This is a genomic window from Gemmatimonas sp. UBA7669 (genome assembly GCF_002483225.1).
Taxonomy (GTDB): Bacteria; Gemmatimonadota; Gemmatimonadetes; order Gemmatimonadales; family Gemmatimonadaceae; genus Gemmatimonas.
In genome coordinates this window covers 123,070-146,014 of record NZ_DLHL01000042.1, presented here as the reverse complement: position 1 = coordinate 146,014, position 22,945 = coordinate 123,070, and the positions used below count along the sequence as shown (strand labels likewise).

Sequence of the window (22,945 nt, the reverse complement as noted above, 5' to 3'; positions counted from 1 at the left end):
TGCTGGGCCTGCGCGGCACCAGCGCCAAGAACAGACAGAAGGATCAATCCCACGATCGACGCAGACGGCATGTGGTCCTCAATGAGTCCGAAGTGAACGAAAAAGCCGCATCCCGTAACTGCTTACGGAACACGGCCTTATCGTATTGCCCCTCCTGGGGTCGAACCAGGAACCTTCTGATCCAGAGTCAGACGCTCTGCCAGTTGAGCTAAGGGGCAGCTGGCTTCACCCGGCCCAAGGAACCGGTGAGCCTCCTAATATAGGCGAACCCGCCTCGAGGGGAAGGGGCAGCGGGGGCTCAGGACCGATGGGACGGCCCCTGTCCTCCGGCAACCCCAAGGGCCTTTCGCATATAGGCTGGCACGTCCAGCACCAGCGGCTCAACGGAGACAACAGGCTGCCATACGAGCCGATCCGCGCAGATCTCCGGGCGCTCGGCCTCCGGTGTCCATCGCTCGATAAGCTCCGAATCGAGATCAACGATCCAATACTCAAACTTCATCCGCTGATAGAACCGACGCTTGGTCAGCCGATCATATCGAGCCGTGCTAGGGGAGAGCACCTCGACCACGAGCATCGGACGCATCACCATTTCGTCCGTGGCAGGCCGCCCGTTCACAAGGGGGATAACGAAGACGTCCGGCTGCACGGAGGTTTGCTCATCGTAGAACACGTCACTGGGCGAGGTCAGTGCCTCACCTAGCCCGCTCCGTTCCGCGTACTCACTCAGCACGCGCAGCAAATGGGTCACTGCACGCTGATGTGAACGCCTCGGTGACGGGCTCACAAGCAGTTCCCCGTCCACCACCTCATACCGGTGGTGCGGGTCATGCTCCTGCAGAGCCTGAACCTCCTCAACCGTCCAGAGACGGGGTGATGTGGCGGGCATACCCTTCACCCCTTCTTCACTTCCTTCGCCCAACTGTCGCGCAACCCCACGATGCGATTGAATACCCGCTTCTCGCTCGTGCTGTCCTCCGGCTCAGCGTAGAAATAGCCCACGCGCTCGAACTGGTAGCGCGACCCCAACGGGTCGTTCAGCACGCTCGGTTCCGCCTTGGCGTCAGGAATGACCACCAGCGACTCCGGGTTGAGCACACTCAGGAAGTCCTGCCCCTCAGGCACCTGATCCGGGTCGGGCTGCGTGAAGAGGCGATCGTAGAGACGCACTTCCACGCTCGCCGCGTGTGGTGCGCTGACCCAGTGAATGGTGCCCTGCACCTTGCGGCCATCGGGCGCGTTGCCGCTGCGCGTGGCGGGATCGTAGGTGCAGCGCAGCTCCACCACCTCGCCCGCCTCGTTCTTCACCACCTCGTTGCAGGTAATGAGATAGCCGAAACGCAGGCGCACTTCACGGCCCGGCGCCAGCCGATAGAACTTCTTCGGCGGATCCTCCATGAAGTCGTCGCGGTCCACATACAGCTCGCGTGAGAACGGCACCGTGCGCGAACCGGTCTTGGGCACGTCGTGCGGATAGTCCTGCGCCTCGAGCTGCTCGACCTGGCCTTCGGGGTAGTTGGTGAGCACCACCTTGAGCGGGTTGAGCACACAGAGACGACGCGGCACTTCCATGTTGAGGTCGTTGCGCACCGCATGCTCGTAGGTGGCGTACTCCACCCGCGCGTCCTTGCGCGCCACACCAATGACCTCGGCGAAGGCACGAATGGCCTCGGGCCGCACGCCACGCCGACGCATGCCGGCAATGGTGGGCATGCGCGGATCATCCCAGCCCTTCACGTGCCCCTCGTTCACCAGCCGCAGCAGCTTGCGCTTGCTCAGCACAGTATAGTCGAGCTCGAGTCGCGCGAACTCGATCTGCGTGGGCGGATTCACATACCCCGCCTCGTGCACCAGCCAGTCGTAGATGTCGCGCGCGTCCTTGAACTCCAGTGTGCACAGCGAACGCGTGATGCCCTCGATGGCGTCACTCAGACCATGGGCGAAGTCATAGAGCGGGTAGATGCACCAGTCGTTGCCGCGCCGATAGTGATGCGCGTGCCGAATGCGCAGCAGCAGCGGATCACGCATCACCATGTTGGGATGCGCCATGTCGATTTTTGCGCGCAGCACACGCGACCCGTCGGGGAACTCACCCGCCTTCATGCGACGCAGCAGGTCGAGATTCTCCTCGGGTGACCGATCACGCCAGGGACTCGGCGTGCCCGGCGAGGTGACGGTGCCGCGGTTGGTGCGGATCTGCTCCTCGTTCTGGTCGTCCACGTAGGCCTTGCCACGCAGCACCAGCGACTCGGCGATTTCGTATAGCTTCTCGAAATAGTCCGAGGCGTAGTACTCGCCGTCCCACTGGAACCCAAGCCACTGCACGTCGCGCTTGATGGACTCGACGTAGCGAATGTCTTCCGTGGCCGGATTCGTGTCGTCGAATCGCAGATTGCAGGTGCCGCCAAACTCCTTCGCGATGCCGAAGTTGAGGCAGATGGACTTGGCGTGTCCCATGTGCAGGAAGCCGTTGGGCTCCGGCGGGAAACGCGTGGCGGGTGCACGGCCAAAGCGACCGGTGGCCACGTCCTCCGCCACCATTTCGCGAATGAAATCGCGGCGTGGCGCAGCGCCAGGGCCAGCGGCAGCGCTCGCGTCGGCGGGCAGCTCTGCTGACGGGACTGCCGGCGGCGTCACAGACGGCGTCGGCAGCGGGGACGAAACGGAATTCGGAGTTTCGGACACGAGTGTACGGGTAAGGATGACCATGCAATCTAAACCCCGCTGGTATACATGGCGTCGAGTGGCGTACTTCTACTTCATGCCCATTTCTCTCCGGTTCGCCCGACGCCCTGCCCTCGCGCTGGGGCTGGCCGCGGTATTGGTCGGCACGACGGGCTGCCGTGGGGCGGCCCTGGCCGCCGGCAGCGACCCGGCCACCGCCCGCGCCAACCTCGACGGGCTCACGACCGGGTTCGAGTACCGTTTCACCAACGTCACGCGCAGCCGCAAGGTGCAGCAGTCACGTCTGCGCATGGCGCGTTACGCCTTCGCGCCATCCAAGGTGGTGGGCGACACCTCGGTGTGGACGGGTTTGCGCACCAGCCGCAGCGGGGCCGAGCGACGCGTGGAATATCAGGGTCGCTTCGTGGGCAATCGCTACGTGTTCGAGGCCGGCAGCAACTTGCCCGTACCCTCGCGGCTTGGCGATCAACGCCACGACATCAGCCTCACACAGCGAGCCAGTGATCTCTGGACCTGGCAGACGGCCGTGGAGCATCACGTGGGCAGCATGCCGCCGGGTCGCATGGAGGACATGATCAAGGCACTCTTTGCCAGCGCCGAGCGTCCGGCGCAGGCGCTGCGTGTGGATTATCGTGCCGCATCGCCGCGCAGCATGGCCGTGGTCGGACGCATGGTGCGACTCGACTCGATTTTCACCGTTCCGCAGAACGACGGCTCCACGCTGATCACGTTGCAGATGCGTGTGGACAGCGAGGGCATTCGCCCCTGGTTTCCCGCGTACGCGCGCTTCCTGGCCAAGTACGTGGAGCCCTCGCGCTATCGCTATCGGCTCACGGACAACACGGGCGCCGAGTGGTTTGATGCGCGCGCAGTGAACCGGGTGCTGACCATGCGCTTCCGCTCACTGCGTGGTGAGTTGCTGCCCATCAATCGCAGTGCAACAGGTGCACCGCCGCGCATGCCGGACACGCTCAACATCAGTGTTGATGCCCTGGCCAAGTTTGGCCCCTGGATGGTGGGTGTGACGGAGTTGCACGGCGAGTTCGTGCACATCGACACGCCGCGCGAGCGGGCCTGGGCCATGCGTTTTACGCGCGAGCCCAAGTGGCATCTGCCGCTCTTTGCCGAGAAGATGCTCAGCAGCGCCATCAAGAGCCCCTTCGAAGGCTCGGGCACCTATTTCAAATTGGGACTGCGCACGGGCCCTGACGGACAGACGCTGAGCGAGCGGGTGCTCAACACCCATGTGCGCGAAAGCGCCATCATGCGCTTTCTCGGCAGCCTGGGCTTCACCGCCATGAGTGATTTTGCTGGCCAAGTGGAGGACGAAGAGAACCGCCTCTTCGTGGAGCTCATGCAGGCCATGCGGCGGGATGGTGCGGCCATTCTGGGCGGTGGCGACACGGGGCCCTGAGCCAGCGCCTGCTGCGCACCCGACAGAAAAAAGCGAACCCCCCGCACCGTTGCCGGTCGGGGGGTTACACAGGTGCCACGCGCGCTGTCTTTGGAACTCTCCGTCCTACGGATCAGCGGCGGGCTTGTCTCGTTGTACACTGGACGATGCACCGGGTTCCGGCGTCACACCAGTGGGTTTTCTGTCACAGTTCGGTCAGTTTGGCCGAAAACTACCCAGCAAACCGGCCTACCAAGTGGAGCTGAGGGGGCTCGAACCCCTGACCTCTGCAATGCGAATGCAGCGCTCTCCCAGCTGAGCTACAGCCCCAGATGTCCCGGACAGCAAAGGCCCCGCTCCAACGGCGCGGGGCCATACCGGTAACAGACGGGAAGCTAGCCGGTCGCAGTCGAGTGTCAAGGTAGGCAATGACCGACCAACCACGGCGCGGGTAGTGCCGCGGGCACCGCCGCTGGTGCGCACGCGTTGCGCACCCGTATGATGACGCCAGCCATGCCGACGACGATGCACGCTCTCGACAGCGACTATGTGCGCGACCAACTCGTGCCGCGCACACGCGACCTGAACGGCAAGACGTATCGCCCAGGCGGCGAGTACGTGCTGTACTGGATGCAATCCACACATCGCCTCGACGAGAACTGGGCGCTGCGCGCAGCGATACGCACGGCCAACCGCCTGCAATTGCCGCTCGTCATTCATCAGGGGCTCGACCCCACGTATCCGCACGCGAGCGACCGTCACCACACGTTCATGCTGCAGGGTGCACGTGAGACGGCACGCCGCGCTGAATCGCTCGGACTGCACTACCAGTTCGTGCTGCGTGCCCGGCGCGACGATGATCGGCGGGTTGTCGATCGCCTCGCCGCGCGAGCCTATGTGGTGTTCACCGACCTGTTTCCCACGGCGGGTGTGCTGGAGCGCAGCCTGCGACTGGCTGAACGCTGCGACTGCCGTGTGCTGGCCATCGACAGTGTGTGCTCGGTGCCGAGCGGGCTCTTTGAGAAGGCGGAATTCGCCGCCCGCACCATTCGCCCCAAGATTGCCAAGGTGCTCGATCACAGTCTCGAGCCGATGGCTGAGGCCTGGCCCACCGTGGCGGTGTCCCCGTCGCTTGCCGCGTCACTGCGTGCTATCGTGGCTGAAGGCGGCGGACTGGTCGCGCTGCCGCTCGCGCGCATGAGCGACGAAGAGATTGCGGCCGCCGTGGCCGGCTGCGAGATCGACCACAGTGTGCGGGCGCTACCCATGTCCGGAGGACGAAGCGCCGCGTTGCAGCATCTCTCGCGCTTCGTGCAGCAGGCGCTGCCGGGCTACGACACGCATCGCAACGAAGCCAGTGACGCGCTGGGCACGTCGCGCCTTTCGCCCTACCTGCACTTCGGGCACGTCTCAGGCGCTGAAGTGGTGCGCGCGGCGCGCATGTCCGGCGCAGACCGCGCCAGTGTCGACGCCTTCGTGCAACAGGTCACCACCTGGCGCGAGCTGTCGTTCAACTGGTGCATCCGCACGCCGCGTTTCGATCAGTTGGACAGCCTGCCCGCATGGGTGCAGCGCACCATGCAGGAGCACGTCAACGACCCGCGGCCTGTGCTCTATGACCTCGACACGCTGGAGCAGGCGCGCACGGGCGACGCCCTGTGGAACGCAGCGCAGACAGAGTTGGTGAACGAGGGCATCATTCACAACTATCCGCGCATGCTCTGGGGCAAGACGGTGCTGCTTTGGACGGAGTCGTACGAGCAGGCGCGCGCCTGGCTGTTTCACCTCAACGACAAGTACGCGCTCGACGGACGGGATCCGAACAGCGTGGGCGGCATCATGTGGTGTCTCGGGCTCTGGGACCGGCCCTGGGGCAACAAGCCAATCTGGGGTGGCATCCGGCCCATGGTCACGTCACGCGCGAAGCTCAAGTTCGACGTGGCAGGCTACATCGCCCGCGTGCAGGGCACACGACTGCTGTAGGCAGAGCCATGGGCCCGCACAGTACATTCCAGGCATGACCACGCTCGATCCTCGCATCCTGCCTGCAGTCGAATCGGTGCACTCCGCCGCCGCCGGGCTGCAGGCCATCATGAAGCCGAGCCGCCTTGTTCCCTGCGCGCCGCTGTCCGAGGCGCTGGGTGTGGAGGTGCTGCTCAAGCTCGAACTGGAGAACCCCACCGGCTCATTCAAGGTGCGCGGAGCGTACACCGTGCTCTCACGCATGAGCGCCGAGGATCGATCGCGGGGTGTGGTGGCCTCGAGCGCCGGCAATCATGGTCTGGGGGTGGCATTTGCCGCGCAGGCGTTCGGGGCGCCGGCCATGCTTTATGTGCCCAGCACCGCCCCACAGGTCAAGAAGGACGGTATTCGCGCCCTGGGCGCGGTGGTCAATGACGACGCGCCCGACTACGACGCGGCCATGGTGCTGGCCAAGGCGCACGCGGAGCGCGAGGGGCTGCGCTTCATCAATCCCTGTCTCGGGCTCGACCTGCTGGCCGGACAGGGCACCGTCGCGCTGGAGATTCTCGCTGAGCGTCCCGATGTGCGCACGGTGCTCATCTGCACCGGGGGCGGCGGCTTGCTGGGTGGCATGGGCGCCGTACTGCGTCGTCTCGCCCCAGAGGTGCGAGTCATCGGGGTGCAGAGCGAAGAAACATCGGCCATGACCCGGAGCGTGCGCGCCGGCCAGGTGGTGGACATTCCCGTCACTCCCACGCTGGCCGATGGCCTCGCCGGGCAGGTCGATGAAGACGCACTGCACATCGGTCAGACCTGCGCCGACCAACTGGGCCTCGTGCGCGAAGACGATCTCGCACGGAGCATGCTGTGGCTCGAGCGCACGCTGGGGCTCACCGTGGAAGGCGCGGGCGCCGTGACGGTGGCTGCGCTGCAACACGGCTGCATGTTGCGTGATGGCGCCGGGCCGGAAGCGCTGGCATTCTCGAGTCATGGACCGGTGGTGGCGCTGGTCTCCGGTCGCAATGTCGACCGCACACGATTGGATGCGCTGGCGACGCGCTTTCCCGCCTAGCTGCACGCGCACTCCGTAGCAGAAAAGGGCCCGCACGGGTGTGTAGTGGCTCTCATGTCTGATCCGTGTGGTTTCCGCCCAATCCGCGTCATCCGCGACAAGGCGGTTCAACCCAGACAGCTGCTCTCTGCGACCTCCTTTCTTCCTTATCTCCGTGAGCTGTTAGCGATCTCGCCTTGGCAACAAGCGTCGGTGTAGAAGCCAGACCGTCAACAGCTCACGCAGAGAACTGCAAGAGAACCGCAGAGAGCGCAGAGAGGTCGATCGTCTACGGATTGGCTCTCATGATTGATCCGTGTGGTTTCCGCCCAATCCGCGTCATCCGCGACAAGGCTGTGCAACCCGAGCCGGTTCTCTCTGCGCCCTCCCTTCCTCCCCTTCTCTGCGTGAGCTGTTGACGATCTCGCCTTGGCAACAAGCGTCGGTGCAGAAGCCAGACCGTCAACAGCTCACGCAGAGTGACGGAGGGACGGAGGGCGCAGAGAGAGGCCGTTTGGGTCGAGCTACCTTGTCGCGGATGACACGGATCGGGCAGAATCCACTTCAGCCAGAAAAACAACGGCGCCGAGGTTCTCACGGAGAACTCGGCGCCGTTGTCCTACGACTTACGAATGGAAAGCAACACTCAAGTGGACGCGCGTGGTCCCTCGGTCTTGCCACGATCGATGGGGATGGCCGGCCGGACCGCCGGCACACGATCGCGGCCGACATCCGCCCGCGAATCGCCCCGCGAATCGCCCCGCGAATCGCCCCGCGCATCGCTGCGTGCAGCAATGGGCATGGGAATTTCGCGTTCACCGCCGCGCTCACTGCCGCGCACGGGCTGCTGCGTACGAGCCGTGCGCGCCGCTGCCGAACGCGACTCGCCCCCCTCGCGACCAATGGCCGCCATGTGCGCGCGGTCGCGGCTCACGGTCACGCCACCCTTCCGACCCGCCTCGCGGGCTTCATCCGACGACCACTCGTGGGCCGTTCCCATCTCGTGGGCTGCACGCCCACCCTTACTGGCAATCTCGCGCTGTCGCGCGGGGTCCATGGACGCGAATCCGCGTCGGCTCTTTCCGGTCATACGCCCCCCGGCCGTCCGGAAGTGAACGATTGATGCAGCGGCCGCGCGGCGCCAGGCGGCACCTGCAGTCGTCGCAGGGAACTCACACACATCTCTCTGCAAAGGGCGGGCCGGACCGCTCAGTCAGGTTGACCCGCAGCTGAGGTTTCCACATGAGTCCACCACCTGCCCTCCGGCGCGGGTGACGCCGGCTTCAGGGCCGGGTCCAACGGCCGACCCGCCTATATTGGGGCCATGCCTTTGCTCGTCCGCTTTCTCGGCACCGCCGCCTCCCGCCCCACCGTTGAACGGGGGGTCAGTTCCCTTGCCATCATTCGGGAAGGGCAGACCATGCTCTTCGACTGCGGCGAGGGCACACAGCGTCAGATGATGCGCTACGGGGTGTCGTTTGCGTTTGAAGACCTCTTCATTACGCACACGCACTCCGACCACATCCTCGGTGTTACCGGACTCATCCGTACGCTGTCCCTCCAGGCGCGAACGGAGCGGCTGCGGGTGTGGACCCCCCGTGGAGCGGCCAAGACGTTGCGTCAATGCATCAGTTTGGGTGGCGAGCGCACCACATTTCCCATAGACATAACCGAGCTCGACAGTGGAGCCTCGCTGTCACGCGGTGAGTACCGCATTGAGGCCTTTCCCGTTGAGCACGGGCCCTCGGTGTCACTGGGCTATGCATTGATCGAAGAGGAGCGAAAGGGGCGATTCAACCCCGATCTGGCCCGTGAGCTGGGCATTCCGGAGGGTCCGCTCTGGGGGCGCATTCATCGCGGTGAGTCCGTCACGCTCGAGGACGGTCGCATCATCCCGGCCTCGGTGCTGGTGGGCGAACCACGTCGTGGACGGCGCATCGTGCTGACGGGTGACACGCGCCCCTGCGCGGCCACCATTGCCGCGGCGCAGGACGCCGACGTGCTCATCCACGAGGCCACCTTTGCCGACGAGGAAGCGCAGCGTGCGCTGGAAACCGGGCACAGCACGGCGCGTGAAGCCGCCGAGGTGGCAAAGGCCGCGGGTGTGCGGCAGCTGGTGCTCACGCACATCTCGGCACGCTACTCACAGAACGCGCGCGAACTCGAGCGCGAGGCGCGTCAGGTGTTTGCCGCCACGCAGGTGGCCAAGGACGGCACCGAAGTGGAGATCCCGCTGACGGAAGAACTGGCGGCGGCGCTCAGCTCGCCAACTGTTTGAGTCGACGCAGCGACGGGACACGCCAGGCCACGGTGGCCACGACACCGAGCGTGGCCACACCACCCACCACCACCGAGGCCACCGCACCCCACCAGCGTGCGGTCAGGCCGCTTTCAAAGGCGCCGATTTCGTTCGAGCTGCCGATGAAGATCTGATTCACGCTCGACACGCGTCCCAGCAGGGCCTCGGGTGTGCGCATCTGCAGCATGAGACTGCGAATGACCACACTGACCATGTCACTCGCGCCGGCCAGCACCAACATGGCCACGGACAGCGGCAATGAGCGACTGAGCCCGAAGCCAATGGTGAAGAGGCCATAGGCGCTCACGGCCATGAGCAGGTTGCGCCCCGTGTGCGCAAAGGGCGGAAAGCGCGTGAGCAGCACGCTCGACACCACGGCCCCGACGGCCGGTGCGGCCCGCAGGAGTCCAAGGCCGGTGGGGCCGGCATTCAGAATGTCTCCGGCAAAAATCGGCAGCAGCGCAATGGCCCCGCCAAAGAGGACCGAGAACAGATCGAGTGTGAGCGCCGAAAGCAGCAGCGCGTCGCCGAACACAAAGCGCAGGCCGCCCATGATGCTGCGCGAGATCGGTTCGTTGCTCGTTTCGCGCACCGGCGAGCGATGCTTCACACGCAGCAGCCACACCACCGCCAGCGCCATGAGCGCGGCGTCCACGGCGTAGCTGAGCGTCAGGCCACCCGCCGCGTACAGCAGGCCTCCGAGGGCCGGACCAAGCACGGCCGCCATCTGCCACGAACCGCTGCGCCAGGTCACGGCGTTCTTGTACAACTCGCGCGGCACGAGTTCCGCGCTGAGTGCCTGCCGTGATGGCTGCAGAAACGCCCGCGCCACGCCACTCACCACGATCACCGCGTAGATGGCGCGCACGCGAGCCGGAGAAGTGAGCGCACCGAGTCCGGCCGGCGTGGGCGCCGCCAACCACCAGAGGGCGAGCGAGCAGCCGACCAGCACACTCAGGGCGATGAGTGCAATGCGGCGCCGGTCGTGGTTGTCCGCCACATGGCCCGCGTAGAGCGCCATGCTGATGGCCGGCAGTGCCTCCGCCAACCCCACCAGCCCCAGCGCGAGCGGATCGCGCGTGAGGTCGTAGATCTGCCACCCCACCACCGTGCCCTGGATTTGAATGCCCAGGGTCAGTGTGAACAGCGCGAGGATGTAGCGTCGGAAATTGGGAATGCGCAGTGCTTCAGTAGACGACATACGGGGCCAGGGTCAGCGGCTGGCGTCCCGTGCGTCGTCGAGCCGCTGGTCATCCTGGCGCTTCTCGTCCTGACGCTCTTCGAGGCGACGGCGGCGGCGGGCCTGCGCGGCCTCGTGACGTCGCTGCTGTTCGTCGGTTTCCGGCAGCACCTTGGGAATGGGCACCGGCCGACCATTACGGTCGATGGCCACGAACGTCAGGTAGCAGGTATTGGTGTGTCGCCGCGCGCCGCTGATGAGATCTTCGGCTTCCACCCGCACACCGATTTCCATGCTCGTGGTGCCCACGAAGTTCACGGAGGCCTTGCAGGTCACCAGATCGCCCACGTGAATGGGTTCGCGGAAGTCCACCCGATCAATGCTGGCGGTGACGCAGGCCGTGCGGGCATGACGGAAGGCAGACACCGCTGCGGCCTTGTCCACCATGGCCATGATGGCGCCACCGAAGGCGTGGCCGAGGATGTTGGCATCCTGCGGCATGATGAGTTCACTGGTCTCGTGCTGGGAGGCGGAGACGGGGCGCGGAGCGCGGTCGGTCATGGACGGTTCAAAGTGTGCGACACGCTCTGCAGGAGTGTGTGAGGCGTTGAGGTGCTGCGAAACGGAGACCTGCGTCCTGCGGAACCGCGCGGTGCGAAAGCGCGTGAGGCGGGGCCGCGTGAAGGGGAAAACCGCGCGCGCTGCACGAGTCCATCGAGCGCGGTGGATACATCAAAGGCCCGCGCGAGCGCGGCACGGGCCGCGCTGTCGAGTGGGGGCGACTCGAGAGCGATGAGCTGATACGCCGGCGCGGCAACCGTCGTAACGGGCCAGGTGCCCAGCGTATCGCGAGCGCCCTTGGCCTGCAGCGAAAGCGCAAGCAGGTCGCCTTCTGCCGATGGCCGCGCCAGCACGTCGTAGCGCTCCCGCCGCCAGCGCACCAGCGAGGAGTCCGCGGCCCATTCGGGCAGCATGCGCTGCACCGGCGTCCACCACACGGGGGCCTTTACGCGAATGGGCGGCAGATACATGGCCAGCGCCTCGCCGTCCGGACCCTTGCCCGGCACCATGAAGGCAATGGCGGGCTCACGACCGGCATCGGTGATACCGAAGCTGGTGCTGTCGAAGACAAAGCTGTCGAGCGACTCCACCGCCGCCGCTGCGCGCTCGTCGCCCGAGGCTCCCGCTGCGCGAATGCTGTCGGTGAGTTGTGTGAGACTGGCGCGGGCCGTTGCCAACGCGCGGGCCGCCTCCTCTGCGCCCAGCACGTCGGCCAGGCTGGCGCGATGTCCCGTGCGCACGTCCACGACATAGCGGCGGCCGGTATGGATGTGCTCGGGCCCGCCGTCGATGTCCACGTCGAGCAGGTGCTCGAAGGTGAGATAGGGGCCGTGGGCGTCGATGATTTCGATGTCGTCCTGCACGATGGTCTGCGGATCGTCCGGCACATCGTCGGCGCTGGGATCGATTTCGCTTTCGCGTGGATTCGCCTTGCGCCAGGCTGCGAGTTCGCGGAGCACGGTGCTGTCAGCAAAAAGCAGCGTGCTGTCGCGCGACTCGATGGCCCGCGACCACAGCCGCGCGGTGGCAAACGACGCCTCGGGATACTCGGCGCCTTCGTCACCGATGAAGATCTCGAAGAGCCGCCCGTCGACCTGCGTGAGCAGAATGGGAGCACTGCGCACCCGCATGCCCTCGTCATTGCTGCGAATCCAGTACGTGGAGTCGCCCGCGGCCACGAGAAACTCGGCCGACGGCGCCGTCAGTGCGCCATCGGGTGCGCGACTGTCGGCCTTGCAGGACACCGCCACCAGAACCAGCATGGCCATGGAGAGACTGCGGCGTGCCTGGGAACGTATGGCCGGTGGCATTCAGCGCGCGCCCCGCACGACATCGGCCACGCTGCTCACGAGGCGCTGCACTTCATCAGCGCTGGTGTAGCAGGCACAGCCCGCGCGCACGAGTCCTTCGTCGCTCACGCCAAGCCGGCGTGCGATGGTGCTGGCGTAGAAGTCGCCGTGCGACACATACAGGCCACGCGGCGCGAGCGCACGTGACACGTCTTCCGACGGCACACCGTGCACGCGGAACGAGACGGTGGGGGTGCGCGGTGTCCCGGGCGGCGGGCCGTACACGGTCACGCCATCGATGGCCTGCAGACCATCCCACAGTTGCTGCAGCAGCGCCTCACCCCGCTCATGCAGCCCGGCCATGGCCTGGGCCAGACGTTCGCGGCGCGGTGCGCCCGCGTCCCCGCTGAGTGAGGCGAGAAACTCCACCGCCGCCGCAGCGCCGACAATACCCTCATGATTCTGCGTGCCGGTTTCGAGGCACTCGGGCACCCAGTCAGGCGCCGGCTCGAGGCGCGGCACATCGAGCGATGCCACCGTGGACGCGCGTCCGTACACCACACCCACATGCGGACCGTAGAACTTGTAGGCACTGCAGAGCACGAAGTCCGCATCGAGTGCGGCCGCGTCAACCAGTGCATGTGGCGCGTAGTGCACCGCGTCGACCACGGTGAGTGCACCAGCGGCGCGAGCCTCGGCTACGAGCGCGGCCACATCGCTGATGGTGCCCAGCATGTTGGACGCGGCCCCGATGGCCACCACTTTCGTGCGCGGCGACAAGAGGCGCGTGAGGGCACCGGCCTCGTGGCGGAAGGTGGTCAGATCGAGCGGCAACCACTTGAGCACCACCCCGCGCTCGCGTGCCAGCGCCTGCCAGGGCGCCACATTGGCGTGGTGGTCGAGCTCCGTGACGATGATTTCGTCGCCCGGCTGCAACTGCCGTCCGATGGCGCGCGCGATGTGAAACAGCAGCGTGGTCATGTTGCTGCCAAACGCGATCTCGTCAGCGGAGGCGCCGAGGAAATCGGCCAGCGTGGCGCGCGCCTGCGCCAGCAAGGCGTCCGTTTCCACGCTGGTGGGATAGGCCCAGTGGGTGTTGGCGTTGTGATGCAGCAGGTAGTACGTCATGGCGTCGACCACCGCACGTGGCACCTGCGTGCCACCGGGTCCGTCGAAGTACGCCACCGGCACATCGCCTTCACGCCGCGCCAGCGCGGGGAACTGCGCGCGAATGGCATCGAGCGAGGCAATGGTCGGTGCAGCGTGCAACGGCGCGGCATGGGTGTGATTCATGTGTCCGCCGCTCCACGCCCGCGAATGGTGGCGCCGGCAAGACGCTCGACCACCTGCACCGCCTCCACGTGATCGGCCTCCTCGCCCAGCTCACGATGCGCCTGACGGAACAGCTCTGACGTGAGTTGCAGCAACGGCGCCACCACCTGCGTGTCGCGTGCGAGGGCGGCGGCGATGCCCACATCCTTGTCGAGCAGCGCCAGACGGAACGTGCGCGGGAAGGCGCGCGTGAGCACGCGATCCGGGAAGAGATTCATGCTCGCGTTGGAGCGACCACTGGAGGTGTTGAGCACTTCGAGCGCCACATCGGCGTTCACCCCCGCCTTCTCGAGCGCCACCAGCCCTTCGGCCGTGCCCCAGATGTGCATGGCCAGCAGCGCGTTGTTGACGGCCTTGAGTGCATCGCCCGCGCCAACGGGGCCGCAGTGGACGATACGCTGTCCGAAGCGCTCGAGCACCGGACGCACGGTGGCGAGGATGTCGGCGTCGCCGCCCACCATGACCGTGAGGGTGCCCTGCTCGGCGCCGGCCACGCCGCCCGAGACGGGCGCATCGAGAAAGCCCACGCCATGCACGGCCAACTGTGCGGCGATCTGCCGCGACGTGGCGCCATCACCCGAGGTGCAGTCCACCAGCACGGCGCCGCTCTTCATGGTGGCCAATATCCCGTCAGGACCATCCAGCAGCGACTGCACGTCGCGTGAGACGGGCAGACAGGTCACGACCACGTCACGGCCCACCGCCGCGTCGGCCGGCGTGTTGGCAACACGAGCTCCAGTGGCCGCAGCAAAGGCGTCGGCCTTGGCCCGCGTGCGGTTCCAAACGACAAGGTCGAAATCCGGGTGCGCCAGGTGGCGCGCCATGGGGGCCCCGATGGCACCGAGGCCGATGAAGGCAACACGCAGCATGCAGGCAACGGGTAAAGGCGGAACCACAGCCGGGCATTGAACGGGAGACGTGAGCCGTGGAAATTGAAAGATGACACGACAGCGCATCCACGTGCAGATCGACGGCCTGCTTTCGGTACACGCGGTGCGCGCCGCCCGCACGGCGCTGGGCAGCATCCCGGGCGTGGAAAGTGCTGAGGTGAGCATGCGCGGGGCGGTGCTCGAGGCGGGCGCTGCGCTGCCCGCCGTGGTCATCGAGGAGGCCCTGGCCGCCGCCGGACTGACGCTGGCCGGGTTGCGCACCGAGTCCGCGGGCCTGCCCGTCCTGGGCGACCGGGAGTCCGAGCCGGAACGTTAACTGCCGTCATGCTTTGCGCCTCGCAGGGGGACCGCTAAGTTGCCCCTCAGCCCGCCGCCCCTTCGCCCATGACGCCACGAGCCAACGAAGACCGGCCGCTTGCGGCGCTGATCGTTCCGGATCTGCTCGAACTCCTCGAGGAGCATCCGGAGAGTGTCGGCCCGCAGACGGAGGAAATGCATCCGGCCGACCTCGCCGACGTGGCCGAGGCCATGCCGGAGGCTGCGGTGCGCGCGCTATTGGCGGCGTTGCCTCGCGAACGTGCGGCCGAGGTGCTGGAGTACCTCGACGAAGACCTCCGCACGATGGTACTGGAGGAGCTCCCCGCCGGCGAAGCGGCCGAGATCGTGGCCGAGATGGATCCGGACGAGCGCGCGGATGCGCTCGAAGAACTGGACGAGGAAACGGCCGACGAAATTCTCCAGGAGCTCGAGCCCAAGGAGAAGGCCGAAACCGAACGGCTGCTGCAGTACGATCCCTACACGGCCGGTGGTCTGATGACCACCGAGTTCGTGTCGGTGGAAGAGACGCTCACGGTGGAGGAATCACTGCGCGCCGTGCGCGCGATGGCGCGTGGCGGTCGGCGCGAGGCGATGTACACGATCTACACGACCGACGCGAACGGCCGGCTGCGCGGCGTGTTGTCGCTGCGTGAGTTGCTGGCGGCGCCCGAGGGCTCGCGCATCAGCGAACACGCGTGGACCGAGGTGGTGAGCGTCGCGCCCGACACACCGCAGGAAGAAGTGTCGCAGGTGACCTCCAACTACGACCTCGTGGCGCTGCCGGTGGTGGATGGGCAGCGGCGCCTGCTGGGTGTGGTCACCGTCGACGACGTCATCGACGTCATCCAGGAAGAGCAGACCGAAGACGCGCAGAAGTTTGGCGGCATGGAAGCGCTCGAAGAGCCCTATATGCAGGTGGGGCTCTGGCAGAATGTACGCAAGCGTGGCGGCTGGCTGGCCATTCTCGCACTGAGCGAGTTCTTCACGGCCTCCGTCATGACGCGCTATGAGCATTCGCTGAGTGACGCCGTGTTTCTGTCGCAGTTCATTCCGCTGGTCATGAGCTCGGGTGGCAATGCCGGCTCGCAGGCCACCTCGCTCATCATCCGCGCCATGGCGCTGGGCGAGGTGCATCTGCGCGACTGGTGGCGCATCGTGCTGCGTGAACTGCCGGCCGGTCTCGTGCTGGGCACGATGCTTGGCGTCATTGCCATCACACGCATCGCGTTGTGGAACGCCACCGGACTTTACGACTACGGCGAGTTCTCATGGCTCATCGCCTTCACGGTTGGCGTGACGCTGCTGGCCGTCGTGACCATCGGCTCGCTGAGCGGATCCATGCTGCCCTTCCTGCTCAAGCGTCTGGGGTTTGACCCGGCCAGCGCCTCGGCGCCGTTTGTGGCCACCATTGTCGATGTGTCGGCCATCAGTCTCTACTTCAGCGTGGCCTACATGTTCCTGGGTGGCAAGCTGTTGTGAGTGACGCCTCGGCGGCCCGCTGGCGTGGCACGCTGGCGGTGATGGCGTCGGCCTGTGCCTTCGGTTCCATTTCCCCCCTCACGGTGCTGGCCACCGCTGAGGGCATGGCACTCGAAAGCGTGCAGTCGTGGCGCTATCTCACCAGCGCCGTGTTGCTGCTGGCCATGGGCGCCTTGCGTCGCACCGGGTCGTCCACGGGTTCGTCTACGGCTTCGTCGTCCGATCCGTCCTCCGTGCTGATGACGCCATGGTACCATCCGCGCATTCTGCTACCCACGGGCGGCGGTCAGGCGCTGGTGGCCACGCTGGCGTTGGCGGCGCTGCGCTGGTTGCCGGCATCCACGGCCAGCTTTCTTTTCTACACGTATCCCGCGTGGGTCGCGCTGCTGAGCGCGGCGCGCGGACTCGAACCGCTCGACCGTTTGCGTGTGGCTGCGCTCGGCCTGGCGCTGGGTGGCGTGGCGGCCATGGTGGGCGCGCCAAGCACGGCCAGTCTCGATCCGGTGGGGCTGGCCGTCATTCTCGCCGCGGCGGTGGTCTACGCGCTGTACATCCCGTATCTCAACCACATACAGCAGGGGCGCGACGCATATGACGTCGCACGCGCCATTGGTGTGGGCGGCGCGCTGTGCTTCGTGGCCTGGTCCGCAAGTACGGGCAGCCTGTGGCAGATCCCGAGCGGTCTCGCGTTTGGGGCGAGTGTGCTGCAGGGTGTGCTTGGTGCCGTCGCGTTTCTCGGCTTCCTCAGTGGCCTCCGACTGCTTGGCCCGGTGCGTACGGCCATCACGTCGACCGTGGAACCGTTCTGGACCACGCTGCTCGGTATTGTGGTTCTGCAGCAGCCCCTTGGCGCCGGCACGATTGTCGGCGGGGTGCTCATCATGGCGGCCGTGCTGCTGTTGCAGCGCCGCCCGCGTGGCGAGGCCACGCGCTGAGTCGTCATTCGCGGGTCACATCACCCTTCACTCCACCCATTGCTCATGGCCAAGCTACTGGTTACCGGCGCCGCCGGCTTCATCGGCTATCACACCTCCGAGCGACTGCTGGCGCGCGGCGACGAAGTGGTGGGCTTCGACAATGTGAATGACTACTACGATCCGACGCTCAAGGAGGCACGTCTGGCGCGTCTCGCCACGCGCGACGGCTTCCGCATGGTGCGCGGTGAACTGGCCGACCGTGAGGCGGTGGAGCGGCTATTCCGCGAGGAACGCTTCGATCGTGTCATTCATCTCGCCGCGCAGGCGGGCGTACGCTATTCGCTGACCAACCCGCACGCCTACATCGACAGCAACCTCGTGGGCTTCCTGCACATTCTCGAGGGCTGCCGGCACCACGGGGTACAGCATCTGACGTATGCGTCGTCATCGAGTGTGTATGGCGCCAACACCGCCATGCCGTTCTCGGTGCGGCAGAATGTCGATCACCCGCTGTCACTGTACGCGGCCACCAAGAAGGCCAACGAGCTGATGGCGCACACGTACAGCCATCTGTACGCGCTGCCTACCACCGGCCTGCGCTTTTTCACGGTGTATGGTCCCTGGGGACGGCCGGACATGGCCCTGTTCCTGTTCACCAAGGCCATTCTCGAAGGGCGACCCATTGATGTGTTCAATCACGGCCGCATGCAGCGCGATTTCACCTACATCGACGACATCGTCGAAGGCGTGATTCGCACCAGTGATCACATCGCGCCGCCCAACCCGCAGTGGGACTCCATGCGTCCCGACCCGGGCAGCAGCCGCGCGCCCTGGCGCGTGTACAACATCGGCAACAACAACCCGGTGGAGCTCATGCATCTCATCGGGACGCTCGAGCAGGCATTGGGCCGCACGGCGGAGAAGCGCATGCTGCCCATGCAGGCGGGCGATGTGCCGGCCACGTTCGCCGATGTACAGGCGCTGGTGGACGACGTGGGCTTTGCGCCCGCCACGCCCATCGAAACGGGTGTGGCCAACTTCGTGGCCTGGTACCGCGACTACTACGGCGTGTGAGAAGACATCGGAGTGGCGGGGGCCTGCGCCTTGGGGCCAGCGCCCCGCCGCTTCCGTCCGCGGGCGAAGACCACAAAGCCCACCGCGAACACCGTCGCAAAGCCGAACCACTGCAGCGCGTATGACAGGTGCGGTCCATCGGTAATGGCCGGTGGCGGCACCCGTGTGGGCCGCACGATGTCCGTCATGATGGTGTCGCCAAGCGCGAGCAGTACCATGGGCCCAAGCGGCTGCTGCATCAGCAGCGCGAGCGTATCGCGGTCCATCAGGCGCATGGCGCGACCACCCGACACCATGCGCGCCATACCCGGGCGCGGTGGGGGGAACGAGGTGACCAGAGCCTCGAGTCGCAGCGTATCCGACTCGCGGGCCTTGTCCAGGTCGACCGTGCGACCATCCGGCGCGTACAGATAGCCGCGAATCAGCACAATGGCCGTGTCGCCCCACGAACCGTCGATGGGGCGGATGGGCGTGAGCAAGTGCACACCCGGGCTGCCGTTCTGCGAGCGCGTCGCATGCACCATCTCGTTGGCATAGTCCGCGACGCCCTCTACCCGCACGCGTCGCCAATGCGTGACGGACGTGTCCTGCCCCTGCAGTTCGGCCAGCGTCAGCGGTGGCGCCGCACCGCGCCCTTCCACGATGGCGTTCTGGGCGCGCCGCTCCTCAAGGCGACGCAGTTGCCAGAACCCCAGGCGAACGCAGACGGCGATGGCCACAGCCGAGAGCAGCCCAAACATCCACACCGAACGCCGACCGCTCACGCCTGCTCTCCACTGGTGTCGGTGCCACGCGATTTGCGCGGTTTGGCCGTTTTGGCTTTGGCCGTTTGGGCTTTGGCCGTTTGGGCTTTGGCGGTTTTGGGCTTGGCGGTTTTGGCCTTGGTCTCCGCAGGCTTGGTGACTTTGGACTTTCTCGTCTTTGTCACCTGCGGAGCCGAATCGACCACAGCAGCCGATGTGCTTCCTGGCTCCGGCAGCAGCACGAGCATGCCAAGGGGAGGCAGCGAAACGACCAGCGACTGCAGGTAACCGTGCCAGGGTTCGTTGTCCGTGGTCACGCGCGTGTCCACCGGAAACGCACTGCCACCGAAACGGGCGTCGTCACTGTTGAGCGCCAACCGGTAGGTGCCCGCCTTCGGCGCACCGATGCGGTAGCCGGGGCGCGGCACCGGGGTGAGGTTGAGAATGACCAGCGCGTGCGACTCGGCTTCGCCACTGCCGTCTGCGCGCACATACGACAGCACGGACTGTTCACGATCGGCCACGTCGATCCACCGGAATCCCTGCGGCTCGTGATCCGCGCGCCAGAAGCAGGCGTGCTGACGATAAAGCGCGCCGAGGGCCTCCATGTACTCGAAGAGACCGCGACGACGCGGATCCTCGAGCAGCGACCACTCCAAGGCGCGGTCGTGGTTCCACTCATGGGGCGACCCCAGCTCCGTGCCCATGAAAAACAGCGACTTGCCCGGACGCGTGACGGAGTAGCCAATGAGCGCACGCAGGTTGGCCAACTTCTGCCACACGTCGCCCGGCATCTTCTCGAGCAGCGACTTCTTGAGATGCACCACCTCATCGTGCGACAGCGGATTCACGAAACGTTCGCTGTACTCGTACATCATGGCGAACGTCAGCTTGTCATGCGCGCCCTTGCGGAAGAAGGGATCGACACGGAAGTAGTCCAGGGTGTCGTGCATCCACCCCATGTTCCACTTGAGCGTGAAGCCCAGCCCCCCCTCGGCAATCGGTGCGGTGACGTGTGGCCACGCCGTACTCTCCTCGGCAATCATCACCACACCCGGATGCAGGGTGTGCACTGCCTGGTTGAGCTGCCGCAGAAAGGCGACGGCCTCGAGATTCTCCCGACCGCCGAGACGATTGCGCACCCACTGTCCCGCTTCGCGTCCGTAGTCGAGATACAGCATGGACGCGACCGCATCCACGCGCAGCCCGTCGATGTGAAACATCTCGATCCAGTAGAGCGCGTTGGCCACGAGAAAATTACGCACCTCGTGGCGGCCGTAGTTGAAGATGTGGGTGCCCCACTCCGGGTGGTCGCCGAGACGGGGATCTTCGTGCTCGTAACACGCCGTGCCATCAAAGCGTCGCAGCGCCCAGTCATCACGCGGGAAGTGCGCCGGCACCCAGTCCAGCAGCACGCCAATGCCCGCCTGATGCAACACGTCCACGAAGTACCGGAAGTCATCAGGCGAGCCGTAGCGCGAGGTGGGCGCATAGTATCCGCCAACCTGATAGCCCCATGACCCGCCAAATGGATGTTCCTGCACCGGCAGCAGTTCGACATGCGTGAAGCCCAGACGTCGCACATGCTCCGCCAGTCGGGGCGCGATGTCACGGTAGCTGAGGGGCTGACCGTCCATGTCCCGCATCCATGAGCCCAGATGGACTTCGTACACCAGCATGGGCTCGCGCAACGGATCGGCATCGGCGCGTTGCGCCAGCCAGGCGCCGTCCTGCCAGCTGTAGTCGCTGCGTGCCTGCACGATGGAAGCAAAGCCCGGAGCCTGCTCCATCTTGGCCGCAAACGGATCGGTCTTGACGCGCACATCACCCCGGCGTGTACCGATTTCGTATTTGTAGAGCGCGCCGGGGCCAACGCCGGGAATGAAGCCCTCGAACACACCGCTGCCACCGAGCCGGCGCAGGCGATGCTCGCCGCCACGCCAGTCGTTGAAGTCGCCGATGACGCTGACGTCGGTGGCGTTGGGCGCCCACACGGCAAAGGCGGTACCGTGTTCGCCGTCGACGCGACAGGGATGTGCGCCCAGCTTCTCCCAGAGGCGAAGATGGCGGCCCTCATTGAAGAGATGCAGGTCGACCGCGCCGAGCGTAGGCCGGTATCGGCTGGCGTCATGGAGCGCGCGCGGCGTGATGGCGCGCGGCGTGATGGCGCGCGGCGTGATGGCGCTCGGCTCGAGGGGGGCGTCGTCGCGTGCGTCCGGTGTCATGTGTCAAAGATAGACACTTGTCGCCGACTCAGTAGTGAGCTACCCGGAACGGACCGGTCTGCCGTGCGCGTGGGCGCAAGCGGCAGGCGCCTTGTCACAGCCGGTGGCGTGCGGACCCGCCAGTAAAACCCGGACACGAAAGATCCGTTCGAATGACTACAGGCCCCGCGGTTGCCCGGCCTGTTGCAGTCTTCACCACGGCTTGCTCGAGGAGATCGACTCATGCTGAACATCATGCTCGCCGCCGCCCTTGTCGTAACCGCCCCCGCCCAGCTGCGCGCCGTCGATGTGGCGCGCCCGGCGGCTCCCATTGCCGAAACGCGTCACACCGTCTCGGATGACAACGAACACATGCTCAAGGCGCGCAAGGCGCTCGAGGCTGGCGACTTCGATCTCGCGCGTCGCGAGTTCGTCATTGCCGCGGCGCTCGAGCGCGACGCGGGTCGCCTGCCGAAGGACGCCGTGTTCGGTCTGGCTCACTCGCTGTATTCCCTGTCCTACACGCGCGAAGCGGCCATGGTCATGAACAAGCTGGCCGACGAAGCGTCGCAGGCCGGCGACACGGACACGGAAGCAATGGCGCTTGCCGATGCCCTGTGGCTCAACGTAGAAGCGGGGCAGCGTGCGCAAGCCCGCGCTGATGGATCACGCCTGCGCTATCTGCTCAAGACGGCCAAGCTGTCTGCGGCCACGCGCGAGTACGTCAGCACGCGTGCACGCTGAGCCATGAGCGGCTCGCTCTGCTCAGCGCGCGGACTTGCGCGCTGAGCGGGGCTTGGTGTCGGTTGCCTTGCCCGTGTCATCCGACCGAGCCGGAGCGGCCGTCGCCGATGGTGCGGGCAAAGCTTCAATGAGCACCTGCGCCGCCAGCGTGCTGCCCACTACGGGTTCGCCCTCACCCACACGCAAGGTGAGCGGCCCGTCGAACGGCGCACGACTGAGCAGCGTGACTTCCACGCCCGGCTGCAAGGCAATACCGGCCAGATAGCGCAACAGCTCCGGATCCTTGTCACTTACGCGCAGCATGCGCACGGTCTCGCCCACGGCCAGATCGGCAATGGTGCGATGCATGCGTTCATCCACCCGGCCGTCTGCGGTGGGAATGGGCGCGCCGTGCGGATCGGCCGTGGGATGGCCGAGTGCGGCCGACATGCGCTCAATAAGATCGTCGCTGGCGGCGTGCTCCAAACGTTCGGCTTCGTCGTGTACGCGGTCCCAGGCGTACCCCAGCACCTGCGTGAGATACGTCTCGAGAATGCGATGCCGCCGAATGGTGCGAAGCGCCGCACGACGCCCGAGTGCCGTGAGTTGCACGCCGCGATACGGGACATGATCCAGCAGGCCCTGCGTGGCGAGGCGGCGGATCATTCCGGTGACGGAGGCCGGCGCCACCTGGAGCGCCTGCGCCACGTCGGATGTGGCAGCCGCACCGGAGCGCGTCTCCAGTTCGTAGATGGCCTTGAGGTAATCCTCAACGGGCTCGGTGAGCGGCGGCGGCGCTTTGACCGACGCGGCGGGTGGCGTGGGGCGTGCAGGCATGGACGAAA

General features: G+C 66.1%; 19 protein-coding genes, 2 tRNA genes and 1 pseudogene. 9 read left to right on the top strand and 13 right to left on the bottom strand.

Going from position 1 to position 22,945, the window contains the following annotated elements; translation table 11 throughout:
• Nucleotides 1-145: 145 nt before the first annotated feature.
• The 3 genes from B2747_RS11595 to B2747_RS11585 all read right to left on the bottom strand — a co-directional run bounded on the left by B2747_RS11595 (nt 146) and on the right by B2747_RS11585 (nt 2,607).
• Nucleotides 146-218, bottom strand: a tRNA-Gln gene (locus B2747_RS11595).
• A gap of 80 nt (nt 219-298) precedes the next feature.
• Entirely contained in the window at nt 299-889 is a 591-nt protein-coding gene (locus B2747_RS11590; RefSeq protein ID WP_291160774.1) for a Uma2 family endonuclease, read from the bottom strand.
• 5 nt (nt 890-894) lie between these two features.
• Entirely contained in the window at nt 895-2,607 is a 1,713-nt protein-coding gene (locus B2747_RS11585) for a glutamine--tRNA ligase/YqeY domain fusion protein (RefSeq protein WP_343125897.1), read from the bottom strand.
• A gap of 154 nt (nt 2,608-2,761) precedes the next feature.
• On the opposite strand from B2747_RS11585, the gene B2747_RS11580 reads away from it, so the two are divergent.
• Nucleotides 2,762-4,099: a hypothetical protein gene (locus B2747_RS11580; RefSeq protein ID WP_291160769.1), complete on the top strand. Its 1,338-nt coding sequence runs from the start codon at nt 2,762-2,764 to the stop codon at nt 4,097-4,099.
• A gap of 236 nt (nt 4,100-4,335) precedes the next feature.
• Here B2747_RS11580 and B2747_RS11575 read toward each other — a convergent pair.
• A tRNA-Ala gene (locus B2747_RS11575) sits at nt 4,336-4,408 on the bottom strand.
• Between the two features lie 183 nt (nt 4,409-4,591).
• Between B2747_RS11575 and B2747_RS11570 the strand changes: the two genes are divergently transcribed.
• Nucleotides 4,592-6,061: a deoxyribodipyrimidine photo-lyase gene (locus tag B2747_RS11570; protein WP_291160767.1), complete on the top strand. Its 1,470-nt coding sequence runs from the start codon at nt 4,592-4,594 to the stop codon at nt 6,059-6,061.
• Nucleotides 6,062-6,095: 34 nt separating this feature from the next.
• A complete protein-coding gene (locus B2747_RS11565; protein WP_291160764.1) occupies nt 6,096-7,112 on the top strand; it encodes a threonine ammonia-lyase in 1,017 nt (338 codons plus the stop codon).
• Nucleotides 7,113-7,953: 841 nt separating this feature from the next.
• Here the strand turns inward: B2747_RS11565 and B2747_RS20155 are convergent.
• Nucleotides 7,954-8,181: pseudogene (locus tag B2747_RS20155) on the bottom strand (KGG domain-containing protein); the annotation flags it as partial.
• A 234-nt stretch (nt 8,182-8,415) separates the two neighbouring features.
• Here B2747_RS20155 and rnz point away from each other — a divergent pair.
• A complete protein-coding gene (rnz, locus tag B2747_RS11555; RefSeq protein WP_291160758.1) occupies nt 8,416-9,369 on the top strand; it encodes a ribonuclease Z in 954 nt (317 codons plus the stop codon).
• Here rnz and B2747_RS11550 read toward each other — a convergent pair.
• Genes B2747_RS11550 through B2747_RS11530 form a run of 5 tightly spaced genes read right to left on the bottom strand, consistent with a single transcriptional unit; the run spans nt 9,350 to nt 14,621 of the window.
• The gene (locus B2747_RS11550) at nt 9,350-10,591 is read right to left on the bottom strand and encodes an MFS transporter (protein WP_291160754.1); all 1,242 of its coding nucleotides are present in this window, start codon (nt 10,589-10,591) and stop codon (nt 9,350-9,352) included. The two genes, rnz and B2747_RS11550, sit on opposite strands and share 20 nt — an antisense overlap.
• Before the next feature lie 12 nt (nt 10,592-10,603).
• Nucleotides 10,604-11,131 carry an acyl-CoA thioesterase gene (locus B2747_RS11545; protein WP_291160751.1) on the bottom strand — a complete coding sequence of 176 codons (528 nt, stop codon included), beginning with the start codon at nt 11,129-11,131 and terminating at the stop codon, nt 10,604-10,606.
• Complete coding sequence (locus B2747_RS11540) at nt 11,128-12,399, bottom strand: hypothetical protein (RefSeq protein ID WP_291160748.1); 1,272 nt, start codon at nt 12,397-12,399, stop codon at nt 11,128-11,130. The genes B2747_RS11545 and B2747_RS11540 overlap by 4 nt, the downstream gene beginning before the upstream one ends.
• A 42-nt stretch (nt 12,400-12,441) precedes the next feature.
• Entirely contained in the window at nt 12,442-13,713 is a 1,272-nt protein-coding gene (locus B2747_RS11535) for a cysteine desulfurase-like protein (RefSeq protein ID WP_291160745.1), read from the bottom strand.
• Entirely contained in the window at nt 13,710-14,621 is a 912-nt protein-coding gene (locus B2747_RS11530; protein WP_291160742.1) for an NAD(P)-dependent oxidoreductase, read from the bottom strand. Before B2747_RS11530 ends, B2747_RS11535 begins: the two co-directional genes overlap by 4 nt.
• Nucleotides 14,622-14,691: 70 nt before the next feature.
• Between B2747_RS11530 and B2747_RS11525 the strand changes: the two genes are divergently transcribed.
• The 4 genes from B2747_RS11525 to B2747_RS11510 all read left to right on the top strand — a co-directional run bounded on the left by B2747_RS11525 (nt 14,692) and on the right by B2747_RS11510 (nt 18,430).
• Nucleotides 14,692-14,958 carry a hypothetical protein gene (locus B2747_RS11525; protein WP_291160739.1) on the top strand — a complete coding sequence of 89 codons (267 nt, stop codon included), beginning with the start codon at nt 14,692-14,694 and terminating at the stop codon, nt 14,956-14,958.
• 68 nt (nt 14,959-15,026) lie between these two features.
• On the top strand, nt 15,027-16,439 hold the full coding sequence (mgtE, locus tag B2747_RS11520) for a magnesium transporter (RefSeq protein ID WP_291160736.1): 1,413 nt from the start codon (nt 15,027-15,029) through the stop codon (nt 16,437-16,439).
• On the top strand, nt 16,436-17,374 hold the full coding sequence (locus B2747_RS11515) for a DMT family transporter (protein WP_291160733.1): 939 nt from the start codon (nt 16,436-16,438) through the stop codon (nt 17,372-17,374). The genes mgtE and B2747_RS11515 overlap by 4 nt, the downstream gene beginning before the upstream one ends.
• 45 nt (nt 17,375-17,419) lie before the next feature.
• Entirely contained in the window at nt 17,420-18,430 is a 1,011-nt protein-coding gene (locus tag B2747_RS11510; protein WP_291160731.1) for an NAD-dependent epimerase, read from the top strand.
• On the opposite strand, the gene B2747_RS11505 is transcribed toward B2747_RS11510, so the two are convergent.
• Both B2747_RS11505 and glgB read right to left on the bottom strand, forming a co-directional pair.
• Nucleotides 18,418-19,194: an SURF1 family protein gene (locus B2747_RS11505; protein WP_291160728.1), complete on the bottom strand. Its 777-nt coding sequence runs from the start codon at nt 19,192-19,194 to the stop codon at nt 18,418-18,420. The two genes, B2747_RS11510 and B2747_RS11505, sit on opposite strands and share 13 nt — an antisense overlap.
• Nucleotides 19,191-21,398, bottom strand: a complete 2,208-nt coding sequence (glgB, locus tag B2747_RS11500) for a 1,4-alpha-glucan branching protein GlgB (RefSeq protein ID WP_291160726.1) — start codon at nt 21,396-21,398, stop codon at nt 19,191-19,193. The genes B2747_RS11505 and glgB overlap by 4 nt, the downstream gene beginning before the upstream one ends.
• A gap of 222 nt (nt 21,399-21,620) precedes the next feature.
• Here glgB and B2747_RS11495 point away from each other — a divergent pair, with 222 nt between their 5' ends.
• Complete coding sequence (locus tag B2747_RS11495) at nt 21,621-22,121, top strand: hypothetical protein (protein ID WP_291160723.1); 501 nt, start codon at nt 21,621-21,623, stop codon at nt 22,119-22,121.
• A gap of 21 nt (nt 22,122-22,142) precedes the next feature.
• Here the strand turns inward: B2747_RS11495 and B2747_RS11490 are convergent, their stop codons facing one another.
• Nucleotides 22,143-22,937 (bottom strand): metal-dependent transcriptional regulator, encoded by a 795-nt coding sequence (locus B2747_RS11490; RefSeq protein WP_291160720.1) that lies wholly within the window; start codon nt 22,935-22,937, stop codon nt 22,143-22,145.
• Nucleotides 22,938-22,945 lie beyond the last annotated feature (8 nt).

Bases quoted from the DNA above. Each gene is read 5' to 3' on its own strand.
- B2747_RS11590 (WP_291160774.1), bottom strand. From the start codon at position 889: ATGCCCGCCACATCACCCCGTCTCTGGACGGTTGAGGAGGTTCAGGCT.
- B2747_RS11580 (WP_291160769.1), top strand. From the start codon at position 2,762: ATGCCCATTTCTCTCCGGTTCGCCCGACGCCCTGCCCTCGCGCTGGGG.
- B2747_RS11570 (WP_291160767.1), top strand. From the start codon at position 4,592: ATGCCGACGACGATGCACGCTCTCGACAGCGACTATGTGCGCGACCAA.
- B2747_RS11565 (WP_291160764.1), top strand. From the start codon at position 6,096: ATGACCACGCTCGATCCTCGCATCCTGCCTGCAGTCGAATCGGTGCAC.
- rnz (WP_291160758.1), top strand. From the start codon at position 8,416: ATGCCTTTGCTCGTCCGCTTTCTCGGCACCGCCGCCTCCCGCCCCACC.
- B2747_RS11550 (WP_291160754.1), bottom strand. From the start codon at position 10,591: ATGTCGTCTACTGAAGCACTGCGCATTCCCAATTTCCGACGCTACATC.
- B2747_RS11545 (WP_291160751.1), bottom strand. From the start codon at position 11,131: ATGACCGACCGCGCTCCGCGCCCCGTCTCCGCCTCCCAGCACGAGACC.
- B2747_RS11540 (WP_291160748.1), bottom strand. From the start codon at position 12,399: ATGGCCATGCTGGTTCTGGTGGCGGTGTCCTGCAAGGCCGACAGTCGC.
- B2747_RS11535 (WP_291160745.1), bottom strand. From the start codon at position 13,713: ATGAATCACACCCATGCCGCGCCGTTGCACGCTGCACCGACCATTGCC.
- B2747_RS11530 (WP_291160742.1), bottom strand. From the start codon at position 14,621: ATGCTGCGTGTTGCCTTCATCGGCCTCGGTGCCATCGGGGCCCCCATG.
- B2747_RS11525 (WP_291160739.1), top strand. From the start codon at position 14,692: ATGACACGACAGCGCATCCACGTGCAGATCGACGGCCTGCTTTCGGTA.
- mgtE (WP_291160736.1), top strand. From the start codon at position 15,027: ATGACGCCACGAGCCAACGAAGACCGGCCGCTTGCGGCGCTGATCGTT.
- B2747_RS11510 (WP_291160731.1), top strand. From the start codon at position 17,420: ATGGCCAAGCTACTGGTTACCGGCGCCGCCGGCTTCATCGGCTATCAC.
- glgB (WP_291160726.1), bottom strand. From the start codon at position 21,398: ATGACACCGGACGCACGCGACGACGCCCCCCTCGAGCCGAGCGCCATC.
- B2747_RS11495 (WP_291160723.1), top strand. From the start codon at position 21,621: ATGCTGAACATCATGCTCGCCGCCGCCCTTGTCGTAACCGCCCCCGCC.
- B2747_RS11490 (WP_291160720.1), bottom strand. From the start codon at position 22,937: ATGCCTGCACGCCCCACGCCACCCGCCGCGTCGGTCAAAGCGCCGCCG.